Annotated in this window: 10 protein-coding genes; 4 read left to right on the top strand and 6 right to left on the bottom strand. The window is 66.6% G+C overall.

Annotation, left to right across the window (positions count from 1 at the left end):
• Nucleotides 1-10: 10 nt before the first annotated feature.
• Genes ASD07_RS16030 through ASD07_RS16015 form a run of 4 tightly spaced genes read left to right on the top strand, consistent with a single transcriptional unit; the run spans nt 11 to nt 5,549 of the window.
• A complete protein-coding gene (locus ASD07_RS16030) occupies nt 11-1,168 on the top strand; it encodes an acyl-CoA dehydrogenase family protein (protein ID WP_055932316.1) in 1,158 nt (385 codons plus the stop codon).
• Nucleotides 1,165-3,177, top strand: coding sequence for a biotin carboxylase N-terminal domain-containing protein (locus ASD07_RS16025; protein ID WP_200953810.1), 2,013 nt, complete (start codon nt 1,165-1,167; stop codon nt 3,175-3,177). The genes ASD07_RS16030 and ASD07_RS16025 overlap by 4 nt, the downstream gene beginning before the upstream one ends.
• A gap of 10 nt (nt 3,178-3,187) precedes the next feature.
• Entirely contained in the window at nt 3,188-4,018 is an 831-nt protein-coding gene (locus ASD07_RS16020; RefSeq protein ID WP_055932313.1) for an NAD(P)-dependent oxidoreductase, read from the top strand.
• A complete protein-coding gene (locus ASD07_RS16015) occupies nt 4,011-5,549 on the top strand; it encodes a class I adenylate-forming enzyme family protein (protein ID WP_055932310.1) in 1,539 nt (512 codons plus the stop codon). Before ASD07_RS16020 ends, ASD07_RS16015 begins: the two co-directional genes overlap by 8 nt.
• On the opposite strand, the gene ASD07_RS16010 is transcribed toward ASD07_RS16015, so the two are convergent.
• From ASD07_RS16010 to ASD07_RS15985, 6 genes are all read right to left on the bottom strand, one after another.
• Nucleotides 5,546-6,022 carry a hypothetical protein gene (locus tag ASD07_RS16010; protein WP_055932307.1) on the bottom strand — a complete coding sequence of 159 codons (477 nt, stop codon included), beginning with the start codon at nt 6,020-6,022 and terminating at the stop codon, nt 5,546-5,548. The two genes, ASD07_RS16015 and ASD07_RS16010, sit on opposite strands and share 4 nt — an antisense overlap.
• Nucleotides 6,023-6,226: 204 nt before the next feature.
• Nucleotides 6,227-11,470 carry a DNA repair ATPase gene (locus tag ASD07_RS16005; RefSeq protein WP_055932304.1) on the bottom strand — a complete coding sequence of 1,748 codons (5,244 nt, stop codon included), beginning with the start codon at nt 11,468-11,470 and terminating at the stop codon, nt 6,227-6,229.
• A 20-nt stretch (nt 11,471-11,490) separates the two neighbouring features.
• Complete coding sequence (locus ASD07_RS16000; protein WP_055932301.1) at nt 11,491-12,021, bottom strand: zf-TFIIB domain-containing protein; 531 nt, start codon at nt 12,019-12,021, stop codon at nt 11,491-11,493.
• Nucleotides 12,018-14,081, bottom strand: a complete 2,064-nt coding sequence (locus ASD07_RS15995) for a flotillin family protein (RefSeq protein WP_055932297.1) — start codon at nt 14,079-14,081, stop codon at nt 12,018-12,020. The genes ASD07_RS16000 and ASD07_RS15995 overlap by 4 nt, the downstream gene beginning before the upstream one ends.
• Nucleotides 14,082-14,123: 42 nt before the next feature.
• Nucleotides 14,124-14,750 carry a hypothetical protein gene (locus tag ASD07_RS15990; RefSeq protein ID WP_055932294.1) on the bottom strand — a complete coding sequence of 209 codons (627 nt, stop codon included), beginning with the start codon at nt 14,748-14,750 and terminating at the stop codon, nt 14,124-14,126.
• A 27-nt stretch (nt 14,751-14,777) separates the two neighbouring features.
• Nucleotides 14,778-15,113, bottom strand: a complete 336-nt coding sequence (locus ASD07_RS15985; RefSeq protein ID WP_055932291.1) for a hypothetical protein — start codon at nt 15,111-15,113, stop codon at nt 14,778-14,780.

The raw sequence follows: 15,113 nt of genomic DNA, 5'->3' as shown, positions 1-15,113 counted from the left end.
TGGAGAACCTATGGAATACAGCCACGAACACCTTGAACTGCAGCGCAACCTGAAACGCTTCATCGACACCGACATCAATCCTTTTGTCGACGAATGGGAGGCCGCCGAGATCTTCCCTGCCAAGGAAGTGTTCCGCAAGCTGGGCGCACTGGGCATGCTGGGCGTATCCAAGCCGGCCGAATTCGGCGGCCTGGGACTGGACTACTCCTACTCGATGGCGATGGCCGAAGCACTGGGCCACATCCGCTGCGGCGGGGTGCCGATGGCGATCGGCGTGCAGACCGACATGGCGACGCCGGCGCTCTCGCGCTTCGGCTCGGACGCGCTGCGGCGCGAATTCCTGGCGCCGGCGATTACCGGCGAGGCGGTGGCCTGCGTCGGCGTGTCGGAACCGGGCGCCGGCTCCGACGTGGCGGCCATCCGCACCACGGCGCGCAAGGACGGCGGCGACTACATCATCAACGGCAGCAAGATGTGGATCACCAACAGCCTGCAGGCCGACTGGATGTGCCTGCTGGCCACTACCGGCGACGGCCCGGCGCACCGCAACAAGTCGCTGATCATCGTGCCGATGGATACGCCGGGCGTCAGCGTGGGCCAGAAGATCCGCAAGATCGGCATGAATTCCTCCGACACGGGCCTGATCCACTTCGACGAAGTGCGGGTGCCGCAGCGCTACCTGGTGGGCGAGGAGGACAAGGGCTTCACCTACCAGATGCTGCAATTCCAGGAAGAACGCCTGTGGTGCGCGGCCAATATCGTGCAGCAGATGCAGAACTGCATCGACGCCACCATCGAATACACGCGCGAGCGCAAGATCTTCGGCGCCAGCGTGCTGGATAACCAGTGGGTGCACTTCAAGCTGGCCGAGATGCAGACCGAGCTCGAATCGCTGCGCGCCCTGACCTACCGCGCCTGCGGCATGTACATCGGCGGCGCCGATGTTACCGAACTGGCGTCGATGGCCAAGCTCAAGGCCGGCCGCCTGGCGCGCCAGATCACCGACGGCTGCATGCAGTTCTGGGGCGGCATGGGCTTCACGCTGGAAAACCCGGTGTCGCAGTTCTACCGCGACGGGCGCCTGACCTCGATTGGCGGCGGCGCCGACGAGGTCATGCTGGGCATCATCTGCAAATACATGGACATCCTGCCGGGCCGCAAAGCGTGAACGCCTTCGACACCATCCTGGTCGCCAACCGCGGCGAGATTGCGCTGCGCGTGATGCGTACGGCGCGGCGCATGGGCTACCGCTGCGTGGCGGTATATTCCGACGCCGACGCCGGCGCCCCGCACTGCGCCGCCGATGCAACCGGCGCAGCCGGTGGCGCGCATGCGGCGCTGCGCATCGGCGGCCCCGCGCCGGGCGAGTCCTACCTGAACATCCCGGCGCTGCTCGCCGCCGCGCAGGCCAGCGGCGCCGGCGCCGTGCACCCCGGCTACGGCTTCCTGGCCGAACGCGCCGATTTCGCCCAGGCCTGCGCCGACGCGGGCCTGGTTTTCATCGGTCCGCCGCCGGCAGCTATCGAAGCCATGGGCAACAAGGCCGGCGCCAAGCGCCTGATGCTGGAGGCCGGCGTGCCCTGCGTGCCTGGCTACCACGGCGAAGACCAGTCGAGCGAGCGCATGGCGGCGGAAGCGCAGCGCATCGGCTACCCGGTGATGATCAAGGCTGCCGCCGGCGGCGGCGGGCGCGGCATGCGCCGGGTGGACGACCCGGGCGCATTCAGCGCCGCGCTGGCGGCTGCCCGCTCCGAAGCGCTGCACGCCTTCGGCAGCGCGGACGTGATCCTGGAGCGCGCCGTTATCGAACCGCGCCACATCGAGATCCAGCTCTTCGCCGACAGCCACGGCAACGTGGTGCACATGGGCGAACGCGATTGCTCGGTGCAGCGGCGGCACCAGAAGCTGATCGAAGAATCGCCCTCCCCGGCCGTGACGCCGGAGCTGCGCGAGCGCATGGGCGCGGTGGCCGTGGCGGCGGCACGCGCCATCGGCTATGTGGGCGCCGGCACGCTGGAATTCCTGCTCGATGGCGACGGCGAATTCTATTTCATGGAGATGAACACGCGCCTGCAGGTCGAACATGCGGTGACGGAAGCCATCACCGGCATCGACCTGGTCGAATGGCAGCTGCTGGTGGCGGCAGGTGCGCCGCTGCCGCAGGCGCAGTGCGAACTCGATGCGCGCCGCGCAGCCGGCGGGCATGCCATCGAAGTGCGTCTGTGCGCGGAAGACCCGCAGCAGGACTTCCTGCCGCAAAGCGGAAAAGTATGGCGCTGGGCGGCGCCGTTCGGCGTGCGCAGCGACCACGCGCTGGCCGACGGGGTGCAGGTGCCGCCCTACTACGACTCCATGCTGGCCAAGCTGGTGGCCCATGGCCGCGACCGTGCCGACGCGCTGCGCCAGTTGCGGCGCGCGCTGGACGAATGCGTGCTGCTTGGACTGCCCAGCAACCGCCCCTTCCTGGCGCAATGCCTGGCGCACCCCGAATTCCGCGCCGGCCGTGCGACCACCGGCTTTATCGCCCAATACCTGCCGCCCGGGCGGCGCGGCAGCGCCACCGCGACTGGCCGCAGCTCGCAGGCGGCCAGCGCGCTGCTGGCCTGGCACCGTTCGCAGCGCCACCCGCGCCGCTACCCGGCCGAGCTGCACGGCTGGAGCTCCAGCCATGCCCATGCCCAAGCTTTGCGCTTCACGCTGGATGGCGCCGCGCACCAGGCCCGCGCCAGCGCCGACGGCCGCAACGCCTGGCACATCACCAGCGAAGGCAGCGCGGTGTCGATGCGCGTCGAAGTGGCCGAAGCCGGCGACGGCACCGTGCTGCTATCCCTCGACGGCCAGCCCGCGACACTGCATTTCGCCGCCGACGGCGCCCGCCTGTTCTTCCTGCTGGACGGCAGAGAACATATGCTGGACGACCTGGGCGACGCAGCGCCGCAAGGAGCGGGCAACGGCGCCGCCGACGGCCGCATCGCCGCGCCAATGAACGGCCGCGTGGTCGCTCTGCACGTGCGCGAAGGCCAACAAGTGAGCATCGGCCAGCCATTGCTGGCGCTGGAAGCGATGAAGATGGAACACAATATGCTCGCCACGCGCGACGGCAAGGTGGCGCTGCTCGCCACCGCCCTCGGCACGCAAGTGGCGACCGGACAGCTGCTGTTGGAAATCACCCCCTGACGGAGAACCCATGACTACGCTGCAAGGCAAGACCCTGTTCATCACCGGCGCCAGCCGGGGCATCGGCAAGGCGATCGCCTTGCGCGCGGCGCGCGACGGCGCGAACGTGATCATCGCCGCCAAGACCACCGAACCCGATCCGCGTTTGCCCGGAACCATCTACTCCGCCGCCGAGGAAATCCGCGCCGCCGGCGGCAATGCGCTGCCGCTGCAGGTCGATATCCGGGAGGAGGAGCAGGTCATTGCCGCCATCGAACGCGGCGTCGCGGAGTTCGGCGGCATTGACATACTGGTCAACAATGCCAGCGCCATCAGCCTGACCAACGCGCAAAGCACGTCGATGAAACGCTACGACCTGATGATGGACATCAACGTACGCGGCACCTTCGCCTGCGCCAAGCACTGCCTGCCGCATCTTCTGGAAGCCAGCAACCCGCACATCCTGACGCTGTCGCCGCCGATCGACATGAACCCGAAATGGTTCGCCCGCCACGCCGCCTACACCACGTCGAAATACGCGATGAGCATGATCGTGCACGGCCTGGCCGCCCAGCTAGCAGAGGAAGGGGTCGGGGTCAATTCGCTGTGGCCGCGCACCGTCATCGCAACGGCCGCCCTCAATGTCGCCCTGCCCGGCGGCGCCCAGTACGGCCGCACGCCGGAAATCATGGCCGATGCCGCCCACCTGATACTGACGAAGGATAGCCGCACGACGACCGGCAACTTCTTCATCGACGAGCAAGTCCTGCGCGGCAGCGGCATGACCGATTTTTCACAGTACCAGGTGACGCCAGGCGTGGAGCCGATGATCGACCTGTTCGTGGAGGCAGGCCATGACTGAGCGCATGCAGGAGACCCTGGGCAATGTGGTTTCGCGCAGCGCGCGCCGCAATGGCGCGGCACCGGCGCTGCTGGAACATGGCCGCCGCATGCCTTACGCCCAGCTGGACGAGGACAGCAACCGCTTTGCGCACTATCTGCTCGCCAGCGGCCTGCAGCCCGGCGACAAGGTAGCCATGCTCAGTCCCAATTCCATGGACTTCGTGGTGGCCTCGTTCGGCATCATGAAGGCGGGGCTGGTATGGGTGCCGGTCAACGCCATGCTGTCGCCGACCGAAGTCGCCTACATCGTGCAGCACGCGGAAGCGCGCCTGCTGGTGGTGGACGCGCAGCTTGGCGCGCATCCCGCCTGGCGCGCCGCGTTGCCCGCGCTGGGTGTGCCGCTACTGCGCTGCGGCCCGGGCGCCCAGGGCGCAGGCACGCTGACCGAGGCGCTCATCGGCCAGCCGGCAACCCCGCCGGCGCTGGAGATCGACGAACACGCGCTGGCCATGATCATGTACACCAGCGGCACCACCGGCCATCCGAAAGGCGCAATGCACTCGCACCGTTCGGTGCTGTCGGCCGTGATGTCGAACGCGGTGACCGTATCGATCGTTCCGAATGACGTGCTGTCCGCCATCCTGCCGCTATTCCACTGCGCCCAGTTCAGCATGGCCGCAGCGGGACTGGCGTGCGGCGCCGCGATATCGCTCTCGCGCAGCTTCGATCCGGCCGCCGTGCTGGCGACTTTGGCGCGCGAGCGCGTCACGCTGGTGGCCGCCCTGCCGGCGATGTATGGCGCAATGCTTCTGCATCCTGCGCGCGCGGAACACGACCTCTCCGCGCTGCGCCTGGCGATATACGCCATGGCTCCGATGGCGCCCGAGCTGCTGCGCCGCCTGATGCAGGAATTCTGCCCTCGTTTCGCGCTGGGCAGCGGGCAGACCGAGATGTTCCCGATGACGGTCTACTTCCCGCCCGAGCAGCAGCACCGTACCGGCAATTGCTGGGGACAGGCGACGCCGGTCAACGACACCGCCATCATGGACGCCGACGGACGCCTGCTTGGCAAAGGCGAAGTCGGCGAAATCGTGCATCGCGGCGCAAATGCGATGCTGGGCTACTTCAAGGACCCGGAAGCCACGGCCGCCGTGCGCCGCTTCGGATGGCACCATACCGGCGACCTTGGCATGTGGGACGAGGACGGCTACCTGCACTTCAAAGGCCGCCTGAAGGACATGATCAAGACCGGCGGCGAAAACGTGCCCGCCATCCGCGTGGAAGAAGCGCTACTCGGCCACCCCGCCGTGGCTGTTGCTGCCGTGGTCGGCTTGCCGCACGAGGAATGGATCGAAGCCGTCACCGCCTTCGTCTGCCTCAAGCCCGGGCAATCCGCCGACGCGGGCGCGCTGCAGGAACATTGCCGCAGCACGCTGGCCGGCTTCGAAATCCCCAAGCACATTGCCATCGTGGAGAACTTGCCGATGACCTCCACCGGCAAGATCCAGAAGCACGTGCTGCGCGCGAATCACCAGGCTTTATACGGCTAAGAGGAAGATGAGCCCGGCGGCGCGGTGCGTTCGGCCTTGCGTTTAGCCGTGCGGAACGCATGGGCCATGGCCGCGTGGCGCATCCGGGTAGCCGGCGTCCAATCACCGTCCCCTGGAAGCTGAACGTAAATCACTTTCCAGGCGTTCCCTACATTACCCAGGCTGGCAATGACAAATTGGTTTGGTGATACTGCCCGCCCTTCATAGATTAGCTCGCCACAGACCACCTCGGCGCAATGCGGTCCGTCACGGCTGCAAATGCGCAGCAATGCTCCGTCTGGCAGGAAGAGCGTCTGCCAAAAGAAACCCGCTAATTCCATTGGCTTGCTGGCGGCGCGCTGGCGTTGCAACCATTCGCGGATCGCAATGTCGGCCAAGTCCGTAAGGGTGTGGTCTGCCGCCTGTTCAGAGTGGTAGTCGAGCAGCGCGTGCAGCGTAGGGAGGCTTACCTCCAGGGTCACTCGGGAAGTCATACTGAAAGCTCCTGAAATTTTCCCCGTTAGAGCGCTATCACGCCCTGAAAGTTCAATTTTTCAGTAGTTTCAGTGAAAATTTCAGTAGTTTTCAGTAGTAGTCCGCGACAGCGGTGCACTGAACTCCCCAAGCAGCAACCGGATGGCGGGCTCGGCCAGTTCTTCGATGAGAACGTGCCCGCCATCTGCAAAGAAAAGGTCCTCTCAGTCGCCTAACGGCTCGCCAGCCGTCTCGCCAGCCGGCTCGCGCGCCTGCTTGGGCGACGGCGGGCCCTTCTTGCCCCGGTAGCGCAGGCGGTGTTCCATATCCTTGACGATGGAACTGGTGGCCCGCACCTCGTCCCAGATGCCGTGGTCGAGGCGCATCTTGTAATTCATCGCGCTCATCATGGGCAGCAGGACCTTTTCATAGCTGTCCGCCAGGCGCTGCAGCAATTCGTGCAGCCGCTCCTGTTCCGGCACGTGCACCTGCACCTGCGGCGCCATGCGGCCACCCAGCGCGGCGATGCCGGCCCCGATCTCGGCCAGGTGTTCGGCTACCCGCGCTTCGCCATCCGCTTGCCCGCCGTTCTTGCGCAGGCGGACGAATTCCTCCACCAGCTCGCTCCAGCGCGCCTGCTCCGCGTCCGTCGGCTGACCCAGCAAGTGCGCCAGGCGCAGCAGGTTTTCTTCGGCGCCGCTGGTCAGGGTCTGCGCCTCGCCGCGGTAGTGGTCGCGCAGCAGCGCGTCCAGTTCGGCGTCATGCATCAGGGCGGACACCTTGGGCGCCAGTTTGGCCATATTGCGATAGCTGCCTTGCAGCTTGAACGCGGGCTCGCTGCGGTAGGCATCGTCCTGCGCGGCCGAGGCGATATAAGCCAGGTTGACCTTCATCAGCGCACTGCGCACCTTGAACAGGCGCTGCAGCACCGCGCAGATCTGGTCGATCTCCTGCGAAGTGTAGGCATGCTTCAGGTCCGACGCCGCCACCGGTTCGCCCTGCGACATGCGTACCAGCAGGTACAGGTCCTGCGGGTCGCGCGAAGCCAGCGGCTGCAGTTCGGGATGCGCCACCAGCGCGTTTTCAATATACGAGAGGGCGAACAGTTCTTCGCGTCCGCTCAGCACATCACCCAGGTTGTAGATGTCGGCCCGGTTGGCCAGCATGTCCGGGATCTTGAACACGTCGCCCGATTCGGTATAGGGGTTGCCCGCCATGACCACGGCGAAGCGCTTGCCGCGCAGGTCGTAGCTGCGGCTCTCGCCGCGCCATACACCTTCGATGCGGCGCGTGCCGTCGGCCAGGGCGATGAACTTCTGCAGGAACTCGGGGTTGGTGTGCTGGATGTCGTCCAGGTACAGCATCACGTTGTTGCCCATCGCCAGGCCGAGGTTGAGCTTTTCCAGTTCCATGCGGGCGGCGCTGTTGCCGGCCAGGGCCGGGTCGAGCGACGTCACGTCGTGACCCAGTACCGGGCAGTTGATGCGCACGAAGATCATGCCCAGGCGCTCGCCCAGGTACTCCATCAGGGTGGTCTTGCCGTAGCCCGGCGGTGAAATCAGCAACAGCATGCCCATCGAGTCGACCCGGCGCTGGTCGCCGGCCGCGCCGATCTGCTTGGCCAGGTTGTCGCCGATCAGCGGCAGGTACGCTTCGTCGATCAGGCGATTGCGGAAGAAACTGGCCAGCGGCTTGGCCTGGAACTGCTCCAGGCGCAGGCGGGTTTTCTCTTCTTGCGCCAGTTGCTGGCGCAACTGCTGCAGCAAGCGGAAGGCAGGCACCACGACAGCTTCGTGATGTTCGAGGCGGCGCAGGAAATCATTCAGTTGCAGCTTGAGCGTCCGGTTTTCAATGCGGGCGTGCTCGCCGAGCAAACCGGTGACCTGTGCTTCGACGCCAACCTGCACGACGCGCCGCGGCAGGGTGCTCAGCAGGCTGGCGGCCACCTCGGGCAGCAGCGACAGCTCATGGCCCTGCTGGAGTGCGTAACCGTGCAGCCATTCGGTGGCCAGCATCCAGCGCTCGCGCCACGACAGTGCCGGCACTTGCCAAGGGGCGGCGATATTGTGGCGCGCAAGGTGCTGCGCCAGGCCGTTCGCCAGTTCGCTGCCGCTGCGGCTCAGCAGCCAGGCCTGCTCCACGCCCGCGGGCACGCCCAGTTCGGACAGCAGGTAGCGCGCGGCCTGCGCCAGCGCCAGGGCGCGCGTTTCGCTGCCGTGATCGAGCCAGGCCTCGATATCGAGCAGTTCGGCATCGAGGAAGCGCTGCAGCGCTTGCTCGACTTCAGCCGCCAGCTTGTCCCATAAGCGCTCGCTATTGAAATGGCGGCGCATCAATTCGGCTTGCTCGGCCTGGTGCCGCAGCGACTGCGCCGCAGGCGAGGCATGCACATGGGTCCAGTACAGTACGGCGACGGCGCGCGCCAGCGGGCTGAAACGCAGCAGGCCGGCGCCCTCCCACAACGGCACCAGCTGCCGCAGGATGGCGGCAGCGTCGTGGTCGTGCAAGCCTTTCTGGTAGCCCTCCTGGTAGCGCGGCGCGGCAAAGCGGCGCACCGGTTCGTCCAGCGCCGCTCTATCGGGCTGCGCCAGCGCTTCCTGCAATTGCTGCCAGTCGATGCCGGCGGTGCCGGCGCGCACCGCGCGCATGAACTGGTAAGCCAGGTATTCGGCGCGGTAAACCTGCGCTGTCTCGGCCACGGTCTCCTGCGACCACCATGGGCGCAAGGCATCCAGGCGCGCGTCCTGCAGCGGCGCATAGTAATCGGTGCCGGCCAGGTGGAAGGCCAGCTCGCCCTGGTGCGGCACGATGGCCAGCTCCAGCGTTTGCCGGTTGACGGTGAAGTCATGCCGTCCCAGCTTGATGGTATTGCCGCTTACCAGTTCGTTCTGGTCGCGCAGCGCACGCTGGCCCTGTTCGCGCAGGTTCTTCAGCTGCCCGCTCAAATCGTCCGCGGCGACCGCGTTGCCCAGCTTGCGCAATTCCTCGATGCTGGCCTTCAGCTTGGCCAGCAGGGCATCGGCGGCGAAATACGCTTCCATCTGGGCCGCTTCGCTGAACTGGGCCAGGCGCTTGGGCACACCCGCCAGGATGCGGCGCGCCGCTTCGCCGATGGCCTGCATGCGGCGCGCACGCGCATCGAGCAGCGACTGTTTGCGCCCCTCCAGCGCTTCGTACACCGCTTCGCGCTTGTGCGCAATCTCGGCCAGGTAGTCTTCCTGCTCGGCGAACTGCCCTTCCAGGGTTTCCAGCTGGGCCAGCAGGCGCGTCAGCAATTCATCGCAGCGCTCCGGCGTGTCGGCCTGTTCCAGGCTGCTCTCCACCGACTGGCTGAACAACTGGAACTGGGCCGCGAATTCGGACGCCGACTCGGTCTGCGCCAGCTGCTTGCGGCGCTGGCGCACTTCAGCGCGCAACTGGTTGATGCCCGCGTACAGGCGCGAGATGGCGGTCAGGATCTGGGTGCGCAAGGCGGCATCGCCGACCGCCAGGGTGCCCAGCAGTTCGTTCAAGCCATCCAGGTTGCGCGCCGTGCGGTCCAGCGCTTCGTTGAGCGGCGCCAGTTCGGCCGTGGTGCCCAGCTGCGGCAGCTGCCCGCGCTGTTTCGCCAGTTCCGCCTCCAGCCCGGCGAAGGCATTGGCCTGCGACAGGAACTGGACGGTGCGCTCGCCCACGCGCGCCTCTTCGGCGCCCAGTTCGCCATCCAGTTCGGCCAGGCGCGCCACGTCCATGTAGCGCCGCTCCTTCAGCGTGGCCAGGCGGCCGCGCGCCAGGCGGATCTGTTCCAGCGCTTCGATAAACTCGGTCGGCGATTGCCACAGCCGGCTGGCCGTCTCGGCCAGCAACTGGCGCTGCTCCTGCGCCGCCTGCTGCAGCACGCGCGCCGCTTCGCGCTGGATTGCCGCCGCCTTGTCGAATTCGTCCATCGTGGCGCTGGCCAGCTCGGACACCCCGCCCAGGTCGGCGCCGACACCCATGGCTTCGGGCGCGCCCAGCCAGTGGAAAGCGTCGGCCACCCGGCGGCATTGGCGCAGCAGGCTCTCGTAGACGGCGCGGCCGGGCAGCGCATTGCCGCCGCCTTCACCCTGGCCCTGCTCGCGCACCATGCGCCCGATCGAATACAGTTCCGACACCCCGCGCACCAGCTCGCGGTTGCCGATCTTGCCGAAGAAGCCCTGGCGCGGCGCGGCGCGGGCGGCGTATTCCTCGCCCAGGAACGGCGTCTGCCACCACTGCATCGGGTGGTTGCGGGTCGGCTCCTCGCTTTCCGCGGTGAACAGCAGCATGCTGCCGTCGTCATAGCGGGCGTAGCCGTGCGCCACCAGCGGCTGCGACAGGGTCTTGTTGATCAGGTTATAGGTCAGCAGCACATAAGTGCCGCTGACAAGTTCGTAAAAGACATACAGCACGTCTTCGCCGTTGGGCGCCAGCACCCGGCGCTCGAATTGCAGTCCCTCCGGCAGGCCGGCGAACAGGCGCGACTCGCCGCCCTGCAGGATCACGCCGCCGGGGAAGACAATGCCGTGGTCTTCCGGCAGCTGCACGCAGGAGGCGCCGATGCTGTCGACCCGCTGCGCCTGCTGGCTCAGGCGCGAATACACCAGGTAGCGCAGCTGCGTCTCGCGGTAGGGCCGCACGCGCAAGAGGATCAGGTCGCCGAGCGCGGCATACGCGATCTCGGCGTCGCTGAGCGACTGGTTGGGATCGTCGACCGGCTCGCTGTAGATGCCCAGCCCTGTTTCCGTGTTGTTCTCGATCTTGAGCGTCAGGTCGCCGCCCACTGTTTCCACGAACAGGGTGTCGAGCACGTTGACGTGCGGGTGCTGGCCCAGCACGTGCTGGTCGCGCGTGGTGACGCTCCACTCGAAATCATGCGGCGGCGGCAGCGCGACATCGCGTTCGCCGCGGTTGTCGATGTAGGTCGCCGCGCCCTGCTCGCCGAGCTGCCAGCGGAACACGCGCAGGTCGCTCTGGCGTTCGCCGATCTTGAAGGCGGCCAGCAGCTTGCCTTGCGTAACGCGCAGCTGCACCAGCTGCGCACTGCGGTAGTAGTTGTAGAGTTCCTTGAATTCGGCCACGAAACGCGGCTCGGCCAGGAAGCTGCCGTCCAGCGCCAGCGGCTCGAGCTCCACTTCGGCGCCGTCCTGGCGCAGGCGATACAGCGCGAACACGTCCGCCACCTGGGTCTCCTGGCGCAGGCCGATGAAGACGTTATAGCCGAACAGCAGCACCTCGCCGACCAGCACCAGGTCGCGCGCGGTGCAGTTGTTGTCGGTGCGGGCGCGGGTGCGGGCGCGCAGCGCCATCTCTTCGCGGCCGAACTCGGCCAGCCGCGCTGCGTTCAGCGCGCCGGCCTTCTCCAGCAGGGACTTGCCCTGCTCGGCCAGCCGCTTGCGCAGCAAATCGAAACTGCTGGAATGGCGCAGCGACGCCTCGGCACCCTCGGGTGCTGCTTGTTCTTGGCTCATGATGTTGTGCTTCTGTCGCTTCAGTCTTTAAGGGCGCCGAGGAAGGCCAGCATCTCGCCGCGGTTCGGGCGGCCGTCCAGCCAGGCCCGCATGCGCGCCAGCTCGGCAAAGTCGTCGCCGAAGCGCGCCTGCATGGCTTGCTCGATGCGCTCACGCGATGCCGCTTCCTGCACGCTGGCCTGCCAGCGGTCGGAGGCGATCTCGTCAAGCTGGCCGTGGAAGTCGAGCGACATCAGCGTGTCCCACTCGCCGGCGTCGAGCCAGATCGCCTGCGCCGCCGCGCTGTAGTCCAGGCGCAGCGGATGGTGGTTGTCCACCTTCAGGCGCGCCATGATGCGCCCGGTCCTGGGGCAGAGCCGGACGGCGCCGTCGGTGACGCTCGCTTCGGCGGTGGCGGCGGCCAGCGCCACCGCCGGCATGGTCTTGCGCCAGGCGCGATAGCGCTCGAGGTCCACCAGCACACCGCGGCAAGCCTCGCATTGCTCTGCGGGCAAGCCGCCTTCGATGCGGGTCGACTGGAAATGGGTGCTTGCGCAGGCCGGGCAGATCATGCTTTTCCTTTCAGTTCAGGGACCGAGGCGATCAGGTTGTTCAGGGCATGCTGCTGTTGCTGGGTGCCTTCGCGCGACACCTTGGCCAGCAGCGAAGCCACGCTCAGGTTCTGCAGCTCGCCGGAGGAGCCGCCCAGCGCGCCGACCAGGCCGCGCAGGTCGTTCAGCATGTCGCGCTCGCCGCTCAGGTGGTCCTTCAGGCCGATCTGCAGGGTCTTGCTCTTTTCGATGGCGGCATCGATGCCGCGCCCGACCGACAGCGCGCGCACGAAGCTGTCGAAGTAGTTGCCGTCGCCGCCGACGATGTCGATCTTGGCGTTCTGCAGCGCCTTGCCCAGGACTTCGGCCTGCTCGCGCGCGACCATGGTCTGCGCATCGATGCCTTTCAGGGCCTGCTCGTTGGCCAGTTCCAGCTGCATGCGGAACTCTTCGTGGGCGCGCGTTTCGGCGCTCATCGCCGACATCGATTCGAACTTCTGCGCCAGGCCGCGCGACTCGGCTTCGAAGCGCGCCTCGATCACCTTGGCTTCCGCCGCGCCCAGGCTGGCCGTGGCGGCCGCATCGGCCGTCTTCACCGCAGCGTCGGCCAGGCCCAACTGCTCCTTGCCCTTGGCTTCGGCTTCCATGCGCAGGCGGGTCGCTTCGGCCTGGGCCGCGCCCTGCTTGACGATCGCTTCCGACGACGCCAGCATGACGCGCGCTTCCGCCAGGCCAGGGGCGGCGATTTCTGCTTCCGTGCCTTCCGCCTGGCGCTTCTTGGCTTCGGCTTCCTTCTCCGCCACTTTCAGCGCCGCTTCCGCCAGCGTCAGTTCCTGGGCGGCGCGGTGCTTGGCCGCGCGCTCATCCGCTTCGGCCGCCTTGACCGCCAGCAGCAGCTTCTCTTCCGCGCTGGCCTCGGCGGCGATCACCAGCGACTTCTTGCCGCGGTCGGCCTCGGCCAGGGTGCGCACGTCCTTGATGGCTTCTTCCTGCTCGGCCACCGTGCGCTCGACCACGATGCGCTCGCGGATCACGTCGGCGATGGCCTTCTTCTGCACCTCCAGCGCCCTCTCCTTATCGATGCGTTGCAGTTCGACTTCCTTCTCGCGCGCCACCACTTCCAGCAGGCGGGCGCGGGTCACGCGCTCTTCCTCGATGGCGACGGCGCGCTTGCGGTTGTTCTCCGCCACTTCCTTCTCGCGCGTGGTATTTTCCTGCTGCACCAGCACCACCTGTTCGGCCTGCAGGCGGGCCAGTTCGGACTTGGCGCGCTCTTCGGACTGCACCTTCTCGGCTTCGGCCTGTTCGCGCGCACGCACCGAGGTGACCTCGCGGTTCTGGCGCGCTTCCGCGTCGGCTTGCTGGCGCTCCAGCTCGAGGATCGCTTCGCGCGTTTCCACGTCCTTCTTCTTGATGCGCATTTCCTCGTCGCGCTTCAGTTCATTGGTGCGCACGCTTTCGATCGCGGTCAGTTCGGTGATCTTCTTGATACCCTGCGCATCCAGGATGTTATGGCTGTCCAGCTTTTCGATCGGGGTCTGCTCGATATAGTCGATGGCCGCGTCTTCCAGGATGTAGCCGGACAGGTCGTTGCCGATCTGGCGGATGATGTCGTCGCGGAAGCGGTCGCGCGCCTGGTACAGGTCGACGAAGTCCATCGACTTGCCGACCGTCTTCAGGGCCTCGGCGAACTTGGCCGAGAACAGGCTTTCCAGCGTGTCCTGGCTGGAAGCGCGGGCGCAGCCTACGGCCTGGGCCACCTTCAGCACGTCGTCCCTGGTCTTGTTCACGCGCAGGAAGAAGGTGACCTTGATGTCGGCGCGGATATTGTCGCGGCAGATCAGGCCATCCTTGCCAAGGCGGTCGATCTCGATGGTCTTGAGCGAGATCTCCATCATTTCCTTCTTGTGGATGATGGGGTAGACCATGCCGCCGGTAAAGCTCACGTCCGGCTCGGCACGCAGGGTATTGATGATCATTGCGTGACCCTGTTCGACCTTATGGTAGAAGCGGGCGAACATGGCCAGGGCGCCGAGCAAAAAGACGATACCGATGGCGGCTGTAATCAACATGATGTCCATGGATTTCCTTCAGGTGTGTTGGTATTGTTGGTATTTATTGTTTTAGCTGGCCGCGCTGGCGGCCTGTACTTCGTACTGCTGCGATGCTTCGTCGTAGGCGACGATCACCGCAAGCGCATCCTTGCCCAGTGAATTGGGCGAACTGGCCCAGACCCGGATATTCAGGCTGGCGCCGCTGGTCGCCACTTCGGCGCGGCCGAATTTCTCGTCCACCGCCAGCGTGACGATGCGGCAGGTGCGGCCCACCAGGCTGCGGTTTTCCGGCGCATGGTGCTTGACGAACAGCGCACGCAAGGGCCTGACCAGGCGCGCCGAGAGCCACACGCTGAAGGCCGCAGCCGCCAGCAGCACGGCGCCGCCGCCGGCCCATTGCAGCACCCCGGCCGGCAGCCAGGCCAGCAGGTACTGGTGCAGCAGGGCCGTCGGCAGCCAGGTGAAGAAGACCAGCAGCGTGGCCACGATCGACAGCGGTACGCCGCCCAGCCCCAGCGCCACCAGCCACGATGCCAGCGTTTGCAAGTCGGCGTCATCGGCATCGGCCTCGGCCTCGAGGTTGTCGCCCAGGTCGAACAGGCCGGCCAGCGACAAGCCCCAGTACACCAGCAGGATGATCAGCAGGACGGTGGGGACGGCGGTAGGAAAACTGGTCAGGGTTTGCCAGGTGCTCATGCGGTGCCCTTCAGGGTGGTGAAATCGTCAAGCATTCTCGCGCTCTAATTGCTTTATTGCAAACGTTATCAACTGTTCATGCAGGATTTCCTTGATGCGGCGGCGGTCGGCCGCGTCCACGCCCAGGCGCCCGGCCAGCAGCGCGTAGTCGGCGTCGGACAGGCTGACCGTCAGCCGCGGGCGCACCGGCTTGCTGCTAAACGGCAAACCGAGGATCTTGCGGATCTGGTCCGAGGTGGAAAGCTGGCTCTTGAACGCCGCCAGGCGCACCGCGTCGATCACCTGCGTCTCGACGTCAAACGCCACCTGGACGGCGCGCAAGGCCGCGTCCGATCCGGACCAGCGGCTGGAACTGCGTACCAT

Origin of the sequence: Duganella sp. Root336D2, from assembly GCF_001425005.1 — a bacterium.
Classification (GTDB): Bacteria; Pseudomonadota; Gammaproteobacteria; order Burkholderiales; family Burkholderiaceae_D; genus Rugamonas.
The sequence above is the reverse complement of the archived record's forward strand: the minus strand, read 5'-3'. Positions and strand labels throughout refer to the sequence as shown.